This is a genomic window from Ensifer sp. ENS11 (assembly GCF_014851895.1).
Lineage (GTDB): Bacteria > Pseudomonadota > Alphaproteobacteria > Rhizobiales > Rhizobiaceae > Ensifer > Ensifer canadensis.
In genome coordinates, this window is the sequence record NZ_JACVAN010000024.1 from 1 (window position 1) to 19,119 (window position 19,119).

Consider the following 19,119-nt stretch of genomic DNA (forward strand, 5'->3'; position numbering starts at 1 on the left):
AACCGTCGTTCATTGACCGTGCCTCCTGCTTTCCCCAGGACGCACTCATACGAAACACGACGTCCGAGAACATCGGGCGGGAGAATTTCTATGCCTGCGACTTGAAAAGGCGAACATGAGAGTGGATAGAATCTGACGCCTGGTATCCGGGATGACGTGATCAGGTTGGGACCTACGTTCCTGCCTAATCACGCAACGCGCCCGACGGGTTCGCGTCGACGCGTCAGGCCCGCATTGGGTCGAACTTCCCCTTTGGTCGCTAGCCGAAGTTCGGACATCAGGTGCGACGATAGGATTGCACGCCCGCAGCAATTCAAAGTGTTACAGCGACCTTTGCGCGTCTGATAAGATGCGCGGCGCTTCAGGGGCCGCCGCAGGTGTTGCCTGCGAAATGGCTCGTTCGAGCATGGCTGCCAGCAGCGAGATGCGCATGGCATCGAGCAAGATGCCGCCGTCGAGATCGCTGGGACTGCCGATGAAGACGACCAGGATGCTGGATACAAACTCCCAGGTCGCGAACTCTTCGACGCCGAGCAGGCGCGTTGTTGCAAACCAGACCCATGCGCCAAGCCAACCGATCAGGCGATAGGCGACGATGAAGGTGAGCAAGGTTGCAAGCCCCGCGCCGAGTGTCAGCTTCAGGCAGGTCCAGACCGGCCCATAACGCGAGCGATAGTCGCTGACGAAGTGTTCGAGAAAATCGATGAGCCATTTGCGCCAGCTCCGTGCACTAGTCCGTGCCGGCATGGTGCGGGGACCGGCCGCGGAAAGTTCATAGCCGTTGATGATTGCGGCCATCACCAGCCAGACCATCGGCAAGAGGGCGTAGAAGAACAGGCTCTGCGCCTGTGTCAGCCAGTCGGGCTTGCGAAACTCCACGGGTATGAAATTCTCCGCGGCATAGGCAACGCCGATCAGCTGCAAGCTGATGCCCTGGCCAAGAGAGGTCAGGAGCTTGCCGGCGCCGAGCCAGGTGATGAATTCATCCTTCCAGATCGAAAGCCCGTAGAGACCGATAAAGATCCAGCTCGCGTCGGCTGCAACGATCAGCAAGCGCCAAGTTGGCGCTTCGCTCTTTTTGCTCATGCGCTTGGCGGCCCAACGTACGAACCAGCAAATAGCGATGGACAGAAGCAGGCCGCGTGAACTGAGAATGTCAAAGAAATCGGCCTTCTCGCCGAAAGCGACCTTGTCGAGTGCCAGCCGGGAATATTCACGCACCGTGTTGCCGAGGAAGCCCCACGCCGCGTAGTAGGCGAAGAACGGCAAAATCGCTGCGGCGGTTACGGCCAGCAAGCGCCGATCGTTGCTGCCGGATTTGCCTGACGAGACCGGCACGCTCTTCGTCTGCCGGAGCGATTCCAGCGCGGGCAATCCCGGACGCAGGGCTAGAAACATCAGGACGACGATGATGAGTTTGGCAAGAACGACGAGCGACAGCACCACCATACCGCCGAGCGGGTGGCGCAAACCCACTTCGACCGCGGCGCGCAGCAGCAGGTCCCGCACGATATAGCCTGCCGCCCCGATAAGGAGCAGTTGCGGCCAAAAGCGGGCAAGCAAACGTCCCATGAGGCCAATGGGACCGAGCGCATCTGCTATCGACGTCATGACCAGAACATAAGTGCACTTTGGCCAGAGCACAACCATGGCGCCCCAAACCAAGATCCCGACAGAAGATAGGGCGACAAGCGGGGCGGTAAGCCCCAGACGATGATCGACGCAATGCCCCCACAGGAAGCCGCATCTCTCCTTTTGAGAAAATGAGGCAATGCGCCGCATTTCCGACGCGTTTTTGCCGCATCACCAATGCCTGCATCAGGATCCACGCATTGGGAATTCTCCAGGGAGAATGGAAATGGCGACGTGGCGACCCGATCCTTCTTTTTATCCTTCACCACGCATGGCGGCCAAGGCTCCCAAGGAAACCTTGGCCTATGTCGCAGCCTTCGATCCTGAGCGAGCGAGGCCGGATGCAATCGCCGTGGTCGATGTCGACCCGACGTCACCGAGCTATTCGCAAATCGTTGCACAGGTCGATATGCCGAACGTTGGCGACGAGCTCCATCATTTCGGCTGGAACGCCTGCTCCTCCTGTCTTTGCCCCAATGCGCCGCACCCGCATGTCGAGCGTCGCTATCTCGTAGTCCCGGGTTTGAGATCTTCGCGGCTCCACATCATCGACACCAAGCCGGACCCGCGCAATCCGAAGATCATCCGCGTGATCGAGCCTTCCGAAATTGCCGAAAAGGCGAACTATTCGCGGTTGCACACCATCCATTGCGGCCCCGAGGGCATCTACGTCAACGCGCTCGCCGACCGCGACGGTAATGCGCCCGGCGGCATCTTCTTGCTGGATCACGAGAGTTTCGACGTGCTCGGCCAATGGGAAATGGATCGTGGACCGCAGAAGCTCGCCTATGACTTCTGGTGGCATCTCGGTCACGACACGCTGATTACCAGCGAATGGGGCACGCCGGATACCTTCGAGAACGGGCTGGTTCCGGAAGTGTTGCTCGGTTCGAAATACGGCCGCAGGCTGCACTTCTGGGATCTGCACAAGCGCAAGCACCTGCAGGAGATCGACCTCGGCGAGGAGCACCAACTCATCTTTGAACTGCGCCCGGCCCACGATCCGACCAGGGCCTACGGTTTCGTCGGCTGTGTCATCAGCATCAAGGACCTCTCGGCATCGATCTGGACCTGGTATCGCGACGGAAACCAATGGGCGGTCAAGAAGGTGATCGAGATCCCGGCAGAGCCCGCCGATCCGGATCTCCTGCCGCCCGTGCTCAAGGGCTTCGGCGCGGTCGCACCGCTCGTCACGGACATCGACCTGTCGATGGACGATCGGTTCCTCTATGTTTCCTGTTGGGGCACCGGTGACATGATCCAATATGATGTTTCCGACCCATTCGCCCCGAAGGAGACGGGCCGAGTGCGCATCGGTGGGATCGTATCACGAGCGACCCATCCGAAGGCTGCAAACGGAGCGTTGAACGGCGGGCCGCAGATGGTGGAGATCAGCCGGGACGGCAAGCGGGTCTATTTCACCAATTCGCTCTATGGCGCAATCGACCCGCAATTCTATCCCGACGGTATCGACGGGTGGATGGTCAAGCTGGATGTCAATGAGGGCGGCGGAATCGCGTTTGACGAGAATTTCTTCGTCGATTGGCCGAAAGGCCATCGCCCGCATCAGGTTCGCCTGGAAGGCGGGGACTGCTCGTCCGATTCCTATTGTTATCCGTGAGGAGGGTGCGGGCGTGCGGCCCTACCATGGCGAATGACGACCTTCTGGCCATGGCTTTCACTTGCCGGCCTCGGCGCCTTTCACGGTCTCAATCCGGCGATGGGCTGGCTCTTCGCCGTGGCGCTGGGGCTTCACCGCCAGAGCCGGCGGACCGTCTGGTTGTCCCTTGTTCCCATTGCGATTGGCCATGCGATTTCCATCGCGACCGTGTTGGTGGTGGTCATCGCATTCGGCGCAGCCCTGGATCTGGACAGCTTCAGGCTTGCCGCCGCCTCGCTCATACTTGGCCTTGCCGCCTACGGCGCCGTTTACGGACACCGCCAACGCGTCAGAGTGGGAATGCGAACCGGCATGGCCGGCCTTGCGTTCTGGTCCTTCCTGATGGCAACGAGCCACGGGGCGGGGTTGATGCTGGTGCCCGCAATGCTCAGCATCTGTCTGGCCGATCGCTCCGGCGACCTCGCAATGCCAATGGCGAGCTCACTCCCGGTCGCGCTTGCCGCCCTTGCGGTGCATAGCGGCGTCATGCTCGCAGTCATCGCGGCGGTCGCGCTCGCCGTCTTCGAGTGGCTGGGGCTTGCGGCCCTGCGCTCAGCGTGGATCAACTTCGATCGTCTCTGGACATTGGCGCTCGGCGCGACCGGCATAGCGCTTCTTGTCCAATGAACGGCCGATGCCGTCATTGCGGTTCTTCTCCCGCATCCGCTCTCACTCATTCTATTCGATCACGTTTATTTCCTGTCAGTTCCTCTTCCCTCTGGGCTCTCACGTAGTCGATATAGCCGCGAACATCGGCGGCGGGTTCGGAGTAGGCGTTGCCGAGCGATTTCTCGATCGCCGCCATATAGGTTGCCGCCCAGGCCGGCAGGGAATAGTCGATTACCGCGAGGAATTCGAGCGTCGCTGCAAGCCTCATGTCGGCAATCGACGGTTTGGTGCCACCGATGAAGGGTTTCTCGCCCATATAGAACGTGTGGAAGACTTCGAGCGGTTCGGCCAGCGCATCCGCAGCTTGCTTGCGCGCATGCTCCTTGGTGGCGGCGTCTGCATCACTATAGCCGACTTCGCCTGGATATTGTGGGAACTTGAGCACCGGATAAGTGGCGCGCGCGAGATAGGGATAGAAGGTGCCGATCAGGTAGAACATGGCGCTGTCGATCATTGCGCGCGCCTCGGGATCCTTCGGATAAAAGTCGTTGAGCCCGTGCTTGTTGCAGAGATACTGCATGATCGCGCAGCTTTCCCACAGTGCGCCCTTGGGCAAATCCGCCGTTTCGATCATCGGCGTCAGGTGCGAAGGCGCCCTCGCCAGATACTCGGCCGAGCGCGTAAGCCCATAAACGTCATGCTCGCTGAAATCGAGACCTGCGGCGCGAACGAACACGCGGGCCGTCAGGTTGTTGACGCTGGGCTTGATGACATTGAGTTTGATTGCAGACACGAGTGTTCCTCCCTTTTCGCGGGGGTGCTCAGTACGGATTCCTGGGCACCCGATCGGTTGACAATGAAGGCCGGGTCCGCTCGACCAGGGCCTCGATGGCATCGGCGAGATGCTCCTCGGCGATGGCGTATTCGCTGCGGGCGACGCGAATCCGGTGCGCTTCCATCAGCACCTCGGCATGAGTATGGCCGGCCGGCGGTTCGAACCGATAGGACGCAAGCTCGATCAACAGGCCAAGTGGGTCCTCGAAATAGATCGAATCCATAAAGCCGCGATCCTTGACGCCGCTATGGCGGATCTCCCGCTCGTTGAGACGGTCGACCGCTTGCTGGAACGTCGCGCGCGAGACGGCGAAAGCGATGTGATGCACGCAGCCGATATCCGTCGATGTCCGATCGGGATCGGGCTTGCGGGCCTCGTCGGTGAAGACGGTGATCAGGCGGCCATCGCCCGGATCGAAATAAAGATGGCTTTCCGCCGCCCTGTCGAGGTTCGGTTGCTCGAAGATGAAGGGCATGCCGAGCACGCCCTCCCAGAAGTCGATCGACGTCTGGCGGTTCGCGCCGACGAGCGTGATGTGATGGACCCCTTGCGATTGAAGTTTGCGCATTGCCGTCCTCCCGCAGATTGAACCCCGGCGGAAAAACGGTCCTTGGACAATTGTGCGCGCCGCTCGGGTTCCAGACAGCAATGTTACACCCGTTTCGACTTCGGCTCTTGCTTGTCGAACACCGGAGCGGACTGGATGGACTGCTAGTGCGCAGTCGCGCCCGTCCTTTGAAGAAGGCACCGGTGGAATCCCGGTGCGGTCAGGCTTCAAATGTTTCGCCGCTTGCCTTCGATCAGGTCGAGCACCGCGCGGGCGGCATCAAGGACGTTCGTGCCGGGGCCGAAGACGGCGGACACGCCGTTATCCATCAGATACTCGTAATCCTGCCGCGGGATGACGCCGCCGCAGATGACGATGATATCCTCGCCGCCGCGCTTTTTCAGCGCATCGGCAAGCTGCGGCATCAGGGTCTTGTGGCCGGCGGCAAGCGATGACACGCCGATGACGTTGACCTTGCTGGCAAGCGCCATGTCGGCCGCCTCTTCGGGGGTCTGGAACAGCGGGCCGGCCAGAACGTCGAAGCCGATATCGCCAAAGGCCGAAGCGATCACCTTGGCTCCCCGGTCGTGGCCATCTTGGCCGAGCTTTGCCACCATGATCTTCGGCTTGCGGCCGAGCTTGTCCGAGACCTCGCCCAGCCGTTCGGTGAGCACGGCCAGTTCGGGCTCACCCTCATAGGCCTTGCCATAGATCTTGCTGACGACCTTGGGCGTTGCGGCATGGTCGCCGAAGGCCGCGCGCATCGCGTCAGAGATCTCGCCGACGGTTGCCCGGGCACGGGCCGCCTCGACCGCGGCGGCCAACAGATTGCCGTCGCCGGTGCGGGCAAATTCGGTAATAGTGGCCAGTGTCTTTGCCACATCCTGCGAATTGCGCCGACGCTTGGTTTCCTCGATCCGGCGGATCTGGGCGGCACGCACGGCGGTATTGTCGATCTCCAGGATGTCGATCGGCTCTTCGTTGTCGAGACGGTATTTGTTGACGCCGACGATCACTTCTTCGCCCTTGTCGACCGCCGCCTGCCGGCGGGTGGCCGCCTCTTCAATCAGCCGTTTCGGCAGTCCGGCATTGACCGCCTCGGTCATGCCGCCCATCGCCTCGATCTCTTCGATCAGCGCCCAGGCTTTTTCCGCCAGCTCGTTGGTAAGGCTCTCGACGTAATAGGAGCCCGCCAGCGGATCGACGACCTTGGTGACGCCCGTCTCATGTTGCAGGATCAGCTGGGTATTGCGGGCGATGCGCGCCGAAAACTCGGTCGGCAGCGCAATCGCCTCGTCGAAGGAATTGGTGTGCAGCGACTGGGTGCCGCCAAGGGCTGCCGACATCGCCTCGAAGGCGGTGCGGATGATGTTGTTGTACGGATCCTGCTCCTGCAGCGAGACGCCCGATGTCTGGCAATGGGTGCGCAGCATCAGTGAAGACGGCTTCTTCGGCTCGAACTCCGTCATGATCCGCGTCCACAGCAGCCGTGCTGCGCGAAGCTTGGCGGCCTCCATGAAGAAGTTCATGCCGATGGCGAAGAAGAAGGAGAGGCGACCGGCGAACTCGTCGACGTTCAGACCCTTGGCAAGGGCGGCGCGCACATATTCGCGGCCATCGGCGAGCGTGAAGGCGAGCTCCTGCACCAGCGTCGCGCCGGCCTCCTGCATGTGATAGCCGGAGATCGAGATCGAGTTGAACTTCGGCATCTCCTTTGCCGTGTACTCGATGATATCGGCAACGATGCGCATCGAGGGTTCCGGAGGGTAGATATAGGTGTTGCGGACCATGAACTCCTTGAGGATGTCGTTCTGGATGGTCCCCGACAGCTTGCCGCGCGAAACGCCCTGTTCCTCGCCGGCGACGATGAAGGAGGCGAGGATCGGGATGACAGCACCGTTCATGGTCATCGATACCGACATTTCCTCCAGCGGAATGCCATCGAACAGGATCTTCATGTCCTCGACGCTGTCGATCGCCACACCCGCCTTGCCGACATCGCCCTCGACGCGCGGGTGATCGCTGTCGTAACCGCGGTGGGTGGCAAGGTCGAAGGCGACAGAAAGGCCCTTCTGGCCGGCAGCGAGGTTCTTGCGATAAAAGGCGTTCGAGGCTTCTGCCGTCGAGAATCCCGCATATTGCCGGATCGTCCAGGGCCGGCCGGCATACATCGTCGCGCGCGGGCCGCGCAGGAATGGCGCGAAGCCAGGCAATGAGCCGAGATGGCCGATGCCATCGAGATCGTCAGCGGTATAGAGCGGCTTGACCGCGATGCCTTCCGGCGTCTGCCAGGTAAGATTTTCCGGCGCCGTCTTGAGTTCGCGCTCGGCGAGGTTTTCCCAATCTTTCACGGTCTTATCGCTCATCGGTAACTCCTTGGCCCAAAGGGCACCTTTCGGACCTCATCCCAGTGCCTGTCACAGGGATCCAGTCACGCGAAGTTCTTCGCGTGAACAAATGATCTCGTGCACCGCGCACGCGGCGCTGCTGGATTCCTGCGACAAGCACAGGAATGAGGGTGAAGACGTAATTGCACAGCAACCATCATTCGAATTCCATGATCAATTCGTCGACCGCGAGGCTTGCGCCGGCGATAACGGCCACGCGCTTGACGGTGGCGCGCTTCTCGGCGCGCAAGATGTTCTCCATCTTCATCGCTTCAACAATCGCCAGCGACTGGCCCGCTTCCACGGTATCGCCGGCCTTGACCGAGACCGAGGTGATGACGCCGGGCATCGGGCAGAGCAGCATCCTGGAGGTGTCCGGCGGCAGCTTCTTCGGCATCAGTTTGGCGAGCTCGGCGACACGCGGGCTCCTGACCCGGGCAATCACGTCGATGCCGCGCCAGCGCAGCCTGATCGCCGTACCCGTCAGTTCCACCTTTACGCTCATCGGCTGATTGTCGATGTTGAAGGTGGCGAGCGTGCGGCCCGGCGTCCAGTCGCCGGCAATCGATGCGGACGTGCCGTCTTCAAAGCGGACATAGGCGCCGTCGGCCGAAGCGCCTGACGTCAACGCAAAGTCCATGTCGGCAAGATTGACCACCCAATCGTAGCCGACGATGCGACGATGATTGCCGATGGTGCCGGAAATCTGGCTGGCACGTTCCTGCAGGGTCTGGTTGATCGAGACGGCGATCGCCGCCAGCTTGCGCGCCGACGCTTCATCCGGCGTCACGCCATGGAAACCGTCGGCGAATTCCTCGGCGATATAGGCGGTCGTCAGGCGGCCGTCGCGAAAGCGCTGCTGCTGCATCACGGCGGAGAGGAACGGCAGGTTGTGACCGATGCCTTCGACCTCGAACTGGTCGAGTGCTTCCGCCATGGCCTCGACGGCCGTCAGGCGGTCCGGTCCCCAGGTGCAGAGCTTGGCGATCATCGGATCATAATACATCGAGATTTCGCCGCCCTCGAAGACGCCGGTGTCGTTGCGGATCACTGTGCCGTCGTCGTTTGCACCTTCCACAGGCGGGCGGTAGCGCGTCAGCCGGCCGATCGAGGGCAGGAAGTTGCGATAGGGATCTTCGGCGTAGAGACGGCTTTCGATCGCCCAGCCGTTGAGCTTCACGTCCGCCTGGCCGAAGGTGAGCTTTTCGCCGGCCGCAACGCGGATCATCTGCTCGACAAGATCAAGGCCGGTCACGAGTTCGGTGACTGGGTGTTCCACCTGCAGGCGGGTGTTCATCTCGAGGAAATAGAAGTTGCGATTGCCATCGACGATGAACTCGACCGTGCCGGCCGAGTGATAGCCGACGGCCTTTGACAGTGCCACCGCCTGTTCGCCCATGGCCTTGCGGGTGGCGGCATCCAGGAACGGCGAGGGGGCTTCCTCGATGACCTTCTGGTTGCGGCGCTGGATCGAGCATTCGCGCTCGCCGAGATAGAGCGTGTTGCCCTGCTTGTCGCCGAGAACCTGGATTTCGATATGGCGCGGTTCGGTCACGAATTTTTCGATGAAGATCCGGTCGTCGCCGAACGAGTTTTTCGCCTCGTTCTTGGAGGACTGGAAGCCTTCACGGGCTTCCTGGTCGTTCCAGGCGATGCGCATGCCCTTGCCACCGCCGCCGGCCGACGCCTTGATCATCACAGGATAACCGATCGATCCGGAAATTTTCACGGCCTCGTCGGCATCCGCAATCAGGCCCATGTGGCCGGGCACGGTGGAGACACCGGCCTCGGCCGCAAGCTTCTTCGAGGTGATCTTGTCGCCCATCGCCTGGATTGCGCCAACCGGCGGGCCGATGAAGGCAACGCCTTCCTTTTCGAGCGCTTCGGCAAACGCAGCATTTTCCGACAGGAAGCCGTAGCCGGGATGAACCGCATCGGCGCCGGTCTTGCGGATCGCCTCGATGATCTTGTCGATGACGATATAGGACTGCGCCGAAGGCGAGGGGCCGATATGCACGGCCTCATCGGCCATGCGCACATGCATGGCATCGCGATCGGCGTCGGAATAGACGGCGACGGTGGCGATGCCGAGTTTCTTCGCGGTTCTGATGACGCGGCAGGCGATTTCGCCACGGTTGGCGATGAGGATCTTCTTGAACATGCGTTTCTCTTTCAAATCCTTGGTGTCGCGTCAGCGTTTGAATTTGCGCCGATAGGGCAGGAGCGCGATCGATGATGCCGCAACGGCGCCGCCGAAAAGCAGCGCAAACGGCACGACGACCATGGCCGTGGCGAGGATGGGGCTGGTGGAGCGGGCGATATGGGTGCCGACCGCGCCGATATTGAGCCAGATCAGCACGCCGGCGACGGTCGCGCCGGTCGCAAGGCCATAGAGCGCGTTGACCGCCAGGTAACGCAGCATCTCGCGATGGTCGCGTCGGGCCTCTTCCGGTGTCATGATGCGTTCGCGTTCCGGCTCCATGATTGCCTCCATCACAACGGGATCGTGTCGTGCTTGCGCCAGCGGATATCGACCTGCTTGTTGCGAAGCGAGGCAAAGGCGCGGGCAATGCGGCGGCGCGAAGAGTGCGGCATGATCACTTCATCGATGAAACCACGTTCTGCGGCGACGAACGGATTGGCGAAGCGCTCTTCGTATTCCTTCGTACGCGCCGCGATCTTCTCGGCGTCGCCGAGTTCGGAGCGGTAGAGGATTTCGGTCGCGCCCTTGGCGCCCATCACCGCGATCTCGGCGGTCGGCCAGGCATAGTTGACGTCGGCGCCGATATGCTTGGAGGCCATGACGTCATAGGCGCCGCCATAGGCCTTGCGCGTGATCAGCGTCACCATCGGTACGGTTGCCTGACTGTAGGCGAAAAGCAGCTTGGCGCCATGCTTGATGACGCCGCCATATTCCTGGGCGGTGCCCGGCAGGAAGCCCGGCACGTCGACGAGGGTCAGGATCGGGATCGAGAAGGCGTCACAGAAACGGACGAACCGGGCCGCCTTGCGCGAACTATCGATATCGAGGCAGCCGGCAAGGACCATCGGCTGGTTTGCGACGACGCCGACGGTCTGGCCTTCCATGCGAATGAAGCCGGTGATGATATTGCGCGCGAAACTCTGCTGCAACTCGAAGAAATCGCCCTCGTCGGCAAGCGCAAGGATGAGTTCCTTCATATCGTAGGGTTTTGCCGCGCTGTCGGGGATGAGACTGTCCAGCCTGCGTTCCAGCCGCGACGGGTCGTCATGAAACGGCCGGACCGGCGGCTTCTCGCGATTGTTGAGCGGCAGGAAATCGAAGAGCAGGCGTACATGTTCAAGCGTCTCGATGTCGTTTTCGTAGGCCGCGTCGGCGACGGAGGATTTTTTCGTGTGCGTGCCGGCGCCGCCAAGCTCTTCGGCGGTGACGATTTCGTTGGTGACGGTCTTCACCACGTCGGGGCCGGTGACGAACATGTAGGATGAGTCACGCACCATGAAGATGAAGTCGGTCATTGCCGGCGAATAGACGGCGCCGCCAGCGCAAGGGCCCATGATCACCGAGATCTGCGGAATGACGCCCGATGCCTCGGCATTGCGGCGAAAGACCTCGGCATAACCTGCAAGTGAGGCGACGCCTTCCTGGATGCGCGCACCGCCTGAATCGTTGAGGCCGATGACCGGCGCGCCGTTCCTGACTGCCATATCCATGATCTTGCAGATCTTCTGCGCGTGGGTTTCCGACAGCGAGCCGCCGAGCACCGTGAAGTCCTGGGAGAACACATAGACCTGCCGGCCGTTGATCGTGCCCCAGCCGGTGACGACACCGTCGCCGGCCACCTTCTGGCTGTCCATGCCGAAGTCGACGCAGCGATGCGTGACATACATGTCGTATTCTTCAAAGGAATCTTCATCGAGCAGAACCTCGATGCGCTCGCGTGCCGTCAGCTTGCCTTTGCCGTGCTGGGCGTCGATACGCCGCTGGCCGCCGCCGGCTCTTGCCTCCGCCCGGCGAGCTTCGACCTGTTCAAGTATGGCGCGCATAATTCCCTCCCGGTTTTTCCGTGATTGTGCAGAGGCGTTTGTCGCTTCGCAATAGCCTCGAAGGAAGGATGGTAAAACGCCCGTTCATGTGCAAATGTGAAATAGAGAATATTGCGAAATGTAAATTGCAAAGTTGCGAACATGGCGATCGGCAAACTCTATATCGGCCGCAAGGTCAGGGAGCTTCGGGATGCAAACCGGGCGACGCAGGGGCAGTTCGCCGAGCGCATCGGCATCTCCACCAGCTACCTCAATCAGATCGAGAACAACCAGCGGCCCGTATCGGCTTCCGTTCTTCTGGCACTTGCCGAAAAGTTTCAGATCGATATCGCCGAACTTTCGACCGGGGAGGGCGACAGGCTGCTGTCTGCCCTGTCGGAAGCCTTGAGCGATCCGCTGTTCGAGACCTATTCGCCGAGCCTGCAGGAATTGAAGCTGATCACCCAGAATGCGCCGGGGCTAGCGCATGCGCTGATCAGTTGTCACCAGGCCTATCGCCGCAACAGCGAGCAACTGGCCAGCATCGACGATACCATCGGCCGCGGCGGGTCTTCGGTGGAGACGACGCCCTATGAAGAAGTTCGCGACTTCTTCCACTTCGTCGACAACTATATCCACGACATCGACGTTCTCGCCGAGCGACTTGCAGGCGAACTCGGGCTCGGTGAGGGCGACAACCATGCAGCATTGGCCGCCTATCTCGAGCAGCGCCACGGCGTGCGTGTCTTGCGGGGTGCGGCCGGCGACGAGGCGATCCGGCGCTACGATCCGCGTGCCCGTCTGTTGACGCTGAACCCCTATGCCCCGGCCGCGACACGCGATTTCCAGATTGCACTGCAGATCGCTCAGTTGCACGCCCGAGAAGAGATCGACCGGGTGGCCGGCGGCGCCGGTTTCCGCACGGAGGAAGCCTACGAGATCTGTCGAATTGGGCTGCAAAACTATTTCGCCGGTGCGCTGATCCTGCCTTACCAGGCCTTTCACAAGGCGGCGCGCGAACTCCGGCACGACGTCGAGCTGCTGGCGGCGCGTTTCGGTGCGTCGCTCGAGCAGGTCTGTCATCGGCTGTCGACGCTGCAGCGTCCGGGCCAGAAGGGCGTGCCGATCTTCTTTGCCCGCATCGATCGGGCCGGCAACATCACCAAGCGCCATAGTGCGGCCAAGCTGCAGTTTGCCCGTTTCGGTGCAGCATGTCCGCTCTGGAACGTGCATCAGGCGTTTGAGACGCCCGGCCGCATCATTCGTCAGCTCGCTGAGACGCCTGATGGTGTGCGCTACCTTTGCCTTGCAACGCAGATCACCAAGGGCGGTGGCGGCTTTCGCGCCGCACAGCCGCGTTACGCCTTGGCACTCGGTTGCGAGATCTCCTACGCCGACGCCTTCGTCTACGCCGACGACCTCGATCTCGGCAACCGCGCGGCGTTCGATCCTATTGGCATATCCTGCCGCATCTGCGAGCGCACGAAATGCGCCAGCCGCGCCGTGCCACCATTGAAGCGAAGACTGATCGTCGACCATGACTTGCGCGGCGCTCTGCCGTATCGTCTGAGTGAAAGCTAATGGACTTTTGCAGGGATCTGTTCGTTTTTGAACAGAACCTGTGAGAAGTTGCACCTGTGCCTGTACGGAATTTGGTGTAACTAGCCCCAATCGTTCAATATGCGGTCAGGGAGGACATGCATATGGATTTTCACCTGTCAGAGGAACAGGAAGCCATCCGCCAGATGGCACTCGACTTCGCTCGCGACGAATTGGCGCCTCACGCCATTGAGTGGGACCAGGAAAAGCATTTCCCGGTCGATAAGCTGCAGGCCGCAGCCGCCCTCGGCATGGCAGGCATCTATATCAGCGACGATGTCGGCGGCACCGGCCTGACACGGCTCGACGCCGCCATCATCATTGAGGCACTGGCAACCGGCTGCCCGGCGGTTGCCTCCTTCGTTTCCATTCACAACATGTGCGCCGGCATGATCGACCGCTATGGCACCGACGAGCAGCGCCATCGGTTGCTGCCGAAGTTGCTGACGATGGAGACGCTGGCGAGCTACTGCCTGACCGAGCCGGGATCCGGTTCGGATGCGGCAGCACTCAAGACCAAGGCTGTCAAGGACGGTGACAGCTACGTGCTGACCGGCCAGAAGCAGTTCATCTCCGGTGCCGGTGTGTCCGGCCTCTATGTGATCATGGCGAGAACCGGCGAGGACGGTCCGAAGGGCATCTCCACCTTCGTGGTGGAAAAGGATGCGGCCGGCCTCACCTTCGGCGCGAACGAGAAGAAGATGGGTTGGCATGTGCAGCCCACCCGCGCCGTGATGCTCGACGGGGTCCGGATCCCCGCTGAAAACCGCCTCGGTGCCGAGGGCGACGGCTTCAAGATCGCTATGGGCGGGCTTGACGGCGGCCGGCTGAACATTGCCGCAGCCTCGCTCGGCGGTGCGCAGGCCGCCTTCGACCGGGCACTCGCCTATGTCCAGGAACGTCGCGCCTTCGGCAAGGCGATCGGCGAGTTCCAGGCACTGCAGTTTCGCCTCGCCGATATGGCAACCGATCTCGAAATCGCCCGTACCTTCCTCTGGCGCGCGGCCTCGGCACTTGATGCTGGTGACCCCGAGGCGACGAAACTTTGCGCCATGGCCAAACGCTTCGTCACCGATCGCTGCTTTGCCGTCGCCAACGACGCGCTGCAGCTCCATGGCGGCTATGGTTATCTCGCCGACTACGGCGTCGAGAAGATTGTCAGGGACCTGAGAGTGCACCAGATACTCGAGGGTACCAACGAGATCATGCGGCTCATCGTGGCGCGCTCGATCTTCGGCCGGAAATAGGAAGGGCTTTTCATGGAAATGCAGGCGCCAGCACCTGAGGTCATCGTCGAACGCCAGGGCGCAATCGGCCGCATCCGGCTCAATCGCATGAAGGCGTTGAACAGCCTCAACGTTCCGATGATCCGGTTGATCGCCGAAGCGCTGACCGAGTTCGAGAGCGATCCTTCTGTCGCGGCCGTAATGGTGACGGGTGAAGGCGAGCGCGGGCTTTGCGCCGGCGGTGACATCCGCATGATCTATGAGAGCGGGCGCGAGCGGCCGGCCGAAGGCGCACAGTTCTGGCGCGAGGAGTTCATCGTCAACAGCCGGATTTCCGCTTACCCGAAGCCCTACGTTGCCATCATGGACGGCATCGTCATGGGCGGCGGTGTCGGCATCTCGGCACATGGCAGCCACCGTGTCGTCACCGAGCGCACCCGGCTTGCCATGCCGGAAACTGGCATCGGCTATTTCCCGGATGTCGGCGCCACCTGGCTGCTGCCGCACGCGCCCGGCGAATTCGGCACCTATCTCGGGCTTACCGGCCGCGACATCGGCGCCACTGATGCAATCCATGCGCGCCTTGCCGACCATTATGTGCCGACCGCCAAGCTCGACGAGCTGTTCTCGACCCTTGCCGCGCTGCCGTCTTCAGCCAGGGCCGCGGATGTCGATGCCGCAATTCAAGGGGTGGCCGAGCAGGTTCCGCCATCGCCGCTCGCGGCGCATCTCAAGGCAATCGACCGGTGTTTCGCCTTCGATACGGTCGAGGAGATCCTTGCCGCGCTCGAGGCGGAAGACAGTGACTTCGGCAGGGAAACGCTGGCGCTGCTTCGCTCGCGTTCGGCGCTGAGCATGGCACTAACGCTCGATCTCCTGCGTGCCGGACGCAAGAGCGCCTCGCTCAATGAATGTCTCGAGCGGGAATACTCGGCCACGCTCGGCATGCTCTCCAATCCCGATTTCTATGAGGGCGTACGTGCCGCCGTCATCGACAAGGACCGCAACCCGAGATGGTCGCTGGGCCTTTCCGATGTGACGGAAGAGAAGCGCGCGCAATTTACGAACCGAGATCACCTGCCATTGTTTGTCGCCTGAGGGAGCTAGTCGCTCCGGTTGGCGTCGGTCGAATTGCAATTCAGGAGGAGTGAAGATGACGAAGATCGCCTTTATCGGGCTTGGCAACATGGGCGGCCCAATGGCCGCCAATCTGGTGAAGGCCGGCCACGCGGTGACCGGCTTCGATCTGTCGGAGGCATCGCGCAACGCTGCGGCAAAGACGGGTGTTTCGGTTGCAGGTTCGATCACGCATGCGGTGCGCGAGGCGGAATGCGTCATCACCATGCTGCCGGCTGGCGCGCATGTGCTCTATGTCTGGGATGAACTGCTCGGCTTCGTCGACCCCGGCACTTTGCTGATCGATAGTTCGACCATCGACGTCGACAGCGCCCGCAAGGCGCATGCGCTTGCCGACAAGGCCGGATGCCTGTCGCTGGACGCGCCCGTTTCGGGTGGCACCGGCGGGGCCGCCGCCGGCACGCTCACCTTCATGGTCGGCGGTACGGATGATGCCTTTTCCCGCGGCAAGCCGCTGCTCGACGCCATGGGCAAGAAGATCGTTCATTGCGGTGACGTCGGTGCGGGCCAGGCGGCAAAGATCTGCAACAACATGATCCTCGGCATTTCCATGGCCGGCGTCTGCGAGGCCTTTGTGCTCGCCGAGCGCCTCGGTCTGTCGCATCAGGCATTGTTCGATGTTGCGTCGACTTCGTCCGGTCAATGCTGGTCGCTGACGACCTATTGCCCGGTACCAGGGCCGGTGCCGACATCACCTGCCAACAACGACTATAAGCCCGGTTTTGCAGCAAGCCTGATGCTGAAGGATCTGAAGCTGTCGCAGCAGGCGGCAAGCACAAGCGGCGCCTCGACGCCGATGGGCGCCCAGGCAGCGCAGCTTTATTCCATGTTCGAGAAACTCGGCCATGGTGGCGAAGACTTTTCCGCGCTCATTCATCTGCTGCGCGGCAATGAGGAAGCAAAGCCCAGCTGACCGGGTGTAACCGGTATACGGCGTCGATGCGAGCCGACGCCGTATACTTTTGGCCATCCCAGACGTGGCGGCTAAACTGCCGCTTTGAGCTGGTTGCTGATGTAGCGAAACTCCTGCGTCTTGCCTTCGAAACCATAGGCGGCAGCCGAGACTTCGTGCACGAGGATATAGCTTTCCGGATGCACGTTGCCGATCAACTGCTGAAAACCGGCGAAGACCGCTTGAAGGTAGCTTGCCATCTCCTGCTTGGTGTTGGTGCCGTCCACAACCTTGATATCAAGCCAGAAGCTGTTGGTGCCCTGTTCTGCAAGCGAGCGGCCGCCGGCGAACCAGTGAAGCGGATCGGCATAGTTGACGACGATGGCCGTAATCGTCGGATCCTTGCGCAAATGCGTGGCCGTCAACTCGCTGACGAGGGTGGCGATGCGCTGGGACAGGGCAGGGTCGGCCTTGCCGGTGACGGTGACATTGATGATAGGCATGATTGGCTCTTTCAAGTGTCGGTTGGTGTTGAAGCCAATCTCGCATTTCCATTGGTGTAATTAAATCGAATTGTTTTTGACTAATAGTTCGATTATTGTGAAGTTATGCACACGCTTGATCCTGACCTGTTGCGTACATTCTTGGCCTTTGCCGAAAGCGGCTCGCTGGCGCATGCCGCAACGGTCGTCGGTCGAACCCCTTCGGCGGTCACCGCTCAGATGCAGCGGCTGGAGGCTCTGATCGGCGAGGCGTTGCTGGCACCATCCGGGCGCGGCCGGGTGCTGACGCCAGCCGGTGAAGATGTCGTGGTCCACGCCCGCAAGATCCTCGACGCTCACCGTGACGCGTGGCTCAGCCTCAAGGGGGCACGTACCGACGGGCGCGTGTCGCTCGGCTGCACCCAGGATTTTGCCGACAGCACGTTGCCGACGCTGCTGCAACAGTTTGCGCGCGCGCATCCGCGGGTACAGCTGGATCTGCGGGTCGGCCGTTCGAAAGAGCTCGTGGCCCAATATGATCAGGGCGCTGTGGACGTGATGATCGTCATGCGGCAAAGCGCGGCGAGCGACGAAGTCGCAGTGTTGCGCGAACCGATGGTCTGGCTATCAGTGTCGCCGGACGTCCTGCCTGTCGACGAGCAATTGCCGCTTGCCGTGCTCGATCCGCCCTGCGGTTTCCGCTCAGCCGCCGTCGATGCGCTTGAGGGAAGTGGCCGGCCCTACCGGATAGCAGCGACAAGCCCGAGCCTCTCCGGGCTTCGCGCCGCGGTCCGCGGCGGCATCGCGCTGACGGCGCGAACCGAACGCTTCGTCGGCGAGGGTGTGGCGATTGCGCCCGAAAGGTTGGCGCTGCCGGCCTTGCCCGATGCCGAGTTCAGCCTGCGTCTCAAAGCCGGCGCCGAAAAGCCCGCGACCACGCTTGCGAGCCTTCTTGCCGACGGACTTTCAAAAGCGGTTTCTGCGCGCTGACAGTTGCTTCGAGTGCCGCGGCTTACATTTGAATCGTCATGCCGCCATCGACCGTCAAGGTGATACCGTTGACGAAGCTCGCGGCTGGTGACGCGAGGAACACGGCGGCAGGTGCGATTTCTTCCGGCCGGCCCCAGCGCTTCAATGGGATGCGGACATCGACGAATTGCAGCAACACGGGGTCGGCGGCAAGCGCGGCATTGGTTTCCGTTGCAAACCAGCCGGGCGCGATGGCGTTAACGGTCAGGCTGTCAGAGCCGAGCTCGACTGCAAGCGATCGCGTCAATGCGCCAAGTCCGCCCTTCGCCGCGGTATAGGCAGGGTCGCCGGCGCGGGCTGCAAAGGCGGCGATCGAGGTGACGAAGATCAGCCGTCCGGCGTCCGATTGCCGGAGATAGGGTAGCGCTGCCTTCGCCATCCCGTATGCGGCAGTGAGATCAGTGTTGATGAGGGCCGCAAAGCCGGCAGCATCCATCTCGGCCGTACCGCGCCGGTCGCGCTCACCGACGGCGTGGATCAGAATATCCAGCCTTCCGGTGCTGCTTGTCGCCGCGCCCAGTATCTCGTCTACATCTGCCGCCACGTCGCCGGGCGCGGTCTCAAGCGTGATGCCTTCACTCGCGGCCCGATCGCGTGCCGCCTCCAAAGCCGAGCGATTGCGGCCATTGATCGCCACCCACGCGCCCGCCTTGGCAAGTGCCTTTGCCATCTCAAAGCCAAGTCCACGGCCACCGCCGGTGACGAGAGCTGATTTGCCGTTGAGATCGAACATATATACCTCGTGACTTGTCATCGCGGTCGAAACAACGCCAAGTCTCGACATCCAACGTTTAGCGCGTGTTGCCGTGTCAGCCAACCTGGAGGTTTGACGGCGACGAGGTGCGTCGCCGGTCAGTGCCCGATCGAGCGGTGCGGGCGTTGGCCGGTCGTGGCGCGGTTCGGTCTTCCGGCGGCCGTCGCTGCCATTGTCGAAGCAAGCCTGCTCACCCGGTCCGACAAGATGCCGGCTCTTGCGAGCTACACGCTCGGCGATCGACCTATGAAATCACTGTCGTCAAGGCCGTCATCGGGCGCTGATCGTCGTATCCGCATTCTGGAACTTTGGCCGCGTCTCCACA

The 19,119-nt window shown here is 61.7% G+C and carries 16 protein-coding genes; 7 read left to right on the forward strand and 9 right to left on the reverse strand.

What is annotated here, in order from left to right:
• Nucleotides 1-321: 321 nt before the first annotated feature.
• Nucleotides 322-1,611: a hypothetical protein gene (locus tag IB264_RS29320; RefSeq protein ID WP_192434565.1), complete on the reverse strand. Its 1,290-nt coding sequence runs from the start codon at nt 1,609-1,611 to the stop codon at nt 322-324.
• A 247-nt stretch (nt 1,612-1,858) separates the two neighbouring features.
• Here IB264_RS29320 and IB264_RS29325 point away from each other — a divergent pair, with 247 nt between their 5' ends.
• Together IB264_RS29325 and IB264_RS29330 are read left to right on the forward strand one after the other, a co-directional pair.
• Complete coding sequence (locus IB264_RS29325) at nt 1,859-3,253, forward strand: selenium-binding family protein (RefSeq protein ID WP_084814933.1); 1,395 nt, start codon at nt 1,859-1,861, stop codon at nt 3,251-3,253.
• Between the two features lie 33 nt (nt 3,254-3,286).
• Entirely contained in the window at nt 3,287-3,919 is a 633-nt protein-coding gene (locus IB264_RS29330) for a hypothetical protein (RefSeq protein ID WP_057218861.1), read from the forward strand.
• 46 nt (nt 3,920-3,965) lie between these two features.
• On the opposite strand, the gene IB264_RS29335 is transcribed toward IB264_RS29330, so the two are convergent.
• The 6 genes from IB264_RS29335 to IB264_RS29360 form a co-directional block, all read right to left on the reverse strand.
• Nucleotides 3,966-4,694, reverse strand: coding sequence for a glutathione S-transferase family protein (locus tag IB264_RS29335; RefSeq protein WP_192434567.1), 729 nt, complete (start codon nt 4,692-4,694; stop codon nt 3,966-3,968).
• 28 nt (nt 4,695-4,722) lie between these two features.
• On the reverse strand, nt 4,723-5,304 hold the full coding sequence (locus IB264_RS29340) for a VOC family protein (protein ID WP_057204634.1): 582 nt from the start codon (nt 5,302-5,304) through the stop codon (nt 4,723-4,725).
• Between the two features lie 206 nt (nt 5,305-5,510).
• Entirely contained in the window at nt 5,511-7,649 is a 2,139-nt protein-coding gene (scpA, locus tag IB264_RS29345; RefSeq protein ID WP_192434568.1) for a methylmalonyl-CoA mutase, read from the reverse strand.
• A gap of 178 nt (nt 7,650-7,827) precedes the next feature.
• On the reverse strand, nt 7,828-9,831 hold the full coding sequence (locus IB264_RS29350) for an acetyl/propionyl/methylcrotonyl-CoA carboxylase subunit alpha (RefSeq protein ID WP_192434570.1): 2,004 nt from the start codon (nt 9,829-9,831) through the stop codon (nt 7,828-7,830).
• 30 nt (nt 9,832-9,861) lie between these two features.
• The gene (locus IB264_RS29355) at nt 9,862-10,152 is read right to left on the reverse strand and encodes a hypothetical protein (protein WP_025429057.1); all 291 of its coding nucleotides are present in this window, start codon (nt 10,150-10,152) and stop codon (nt 9,862-9,864) included.
• 11 nt (nt 10,153-10,163) lie between these two features.
• Nucleotides 10,164-11,696, reverse strand: coding sequence for an acyl-CoA carboxylase subunit beta (locus tag IB264_RS29360; RefSeq protein WP_192434572.1), 1,533 nt, complete (start codon nt 11,694-11,696; stop codon nt 10,164-10,166).
• Between the two features lie 141 nt (nt 11,697-11,837).
• Here IB264_RS29360 and IB264_RS29365 point away from each other — a divergent pair, with 141 nt between their 5' ends.
• The 4 genes from IB264_RS29365 (at nt 11,838) to mmsB (ending at nt 16,550) form a co-directional block, all read left to right on the forward strand.
• Nucleotides 11,838-13,256: a short-chain fatty acyl-CoA regulator family protein gene (locus IB264_RS29365; protein WP_057218849.1), complete on the forward strand. Its 1,419-nt coding sequence runs from the start codon at nt 11,838-11,840 to the stop codon at nt 13,254-13,256.
• 122 nt (nt 13,257-13,378) lie between these two features.
• Nucleotides 13,379-14,521: an isobutyryl-CoA dehydrogenase gene (locus tag IB264_RS29370; protein WP_025429054.1), complete on the forward strand. Its 1,143-nt coding sequence runs from the start codon at nt 13,379-13,381 to the stop codon at nt 14,519-14,521.
• 12 nt (nt 14,522-14,533) lie between these two features.
• Nucleotides 14,534-15,598 carry an enoyl-CoA hydratase/isomerase family protein gene (locus IB264_RS29375; protein ID WP_192434574.1) on the forward strand — a complete coding sequence of 355 codons (1,065 nt, stop codon included), beginning with the start codon at nt 14,534-14,536 and terminating at the stop codon, nt 15,596-15,598.
• Between the two features lie 55 nt (nt 15,599-15,653).
• Entirely contained in the window at nt 15,654-16,550 is an 897-nt protein-coding gene (gene mmsB, locus IB264_RS29380) for a 3-hydroxyisobutyrate dehydrogenase (RefSeq protein WP_192434576.1), read from the forward strand.
• Nucleotides 16,551-16,621: 71 nt separating this feature from the next.
• On the opposite strand, the gene IB264_RS29385 is transcribed toward mmsB, so the two are convergent.
• Complete coding sequence (locus IB264_RS29385) at nt 16,622-17,032, reverse strand: 4-oxalocrotonate tautomerase family protein (RefSeq protein WP_192434578.1); 411 nt, start codon at nt 17,030-17,032, stop codon at nt 16,622-16,624.
• 105 nt (nt 17,033-17,137) lie between these two features.
• Between IB264_RS29385 and IB264_RS29390 the strand changes: the two genes are divergently transcribed.
• A complete protein-coding gene (locus IB264_RS29390) occupies nt 17,138-18,001 on the forward strand; it encodes a LysR substrate-binding domain-containing protein (protein WP_192434580.1) in 864 nt (287 codons plus the stop codon).
• Between the two features lie 22 nt (nt 18,002-18,023).
• Here IB264_RS29390 and IB264_RS29395 read toward each other — a convergent pair whose 3' ends face one another.
• The gene (locus tag IB264_RS29395) at nt 18,024-18,773 is read right to left on the reverse strand and encodes an SDR family oxidoreductase (RefSeq protein ID WP_192434582.1); all 750 of its coding nucleotides are present in this window, start codon (nt 18,771-18,773) and stop codon (nt 18,024-18,026) included.
• Nucleotides 18,774-19,119: the final 346 nt, after the last annotated feature.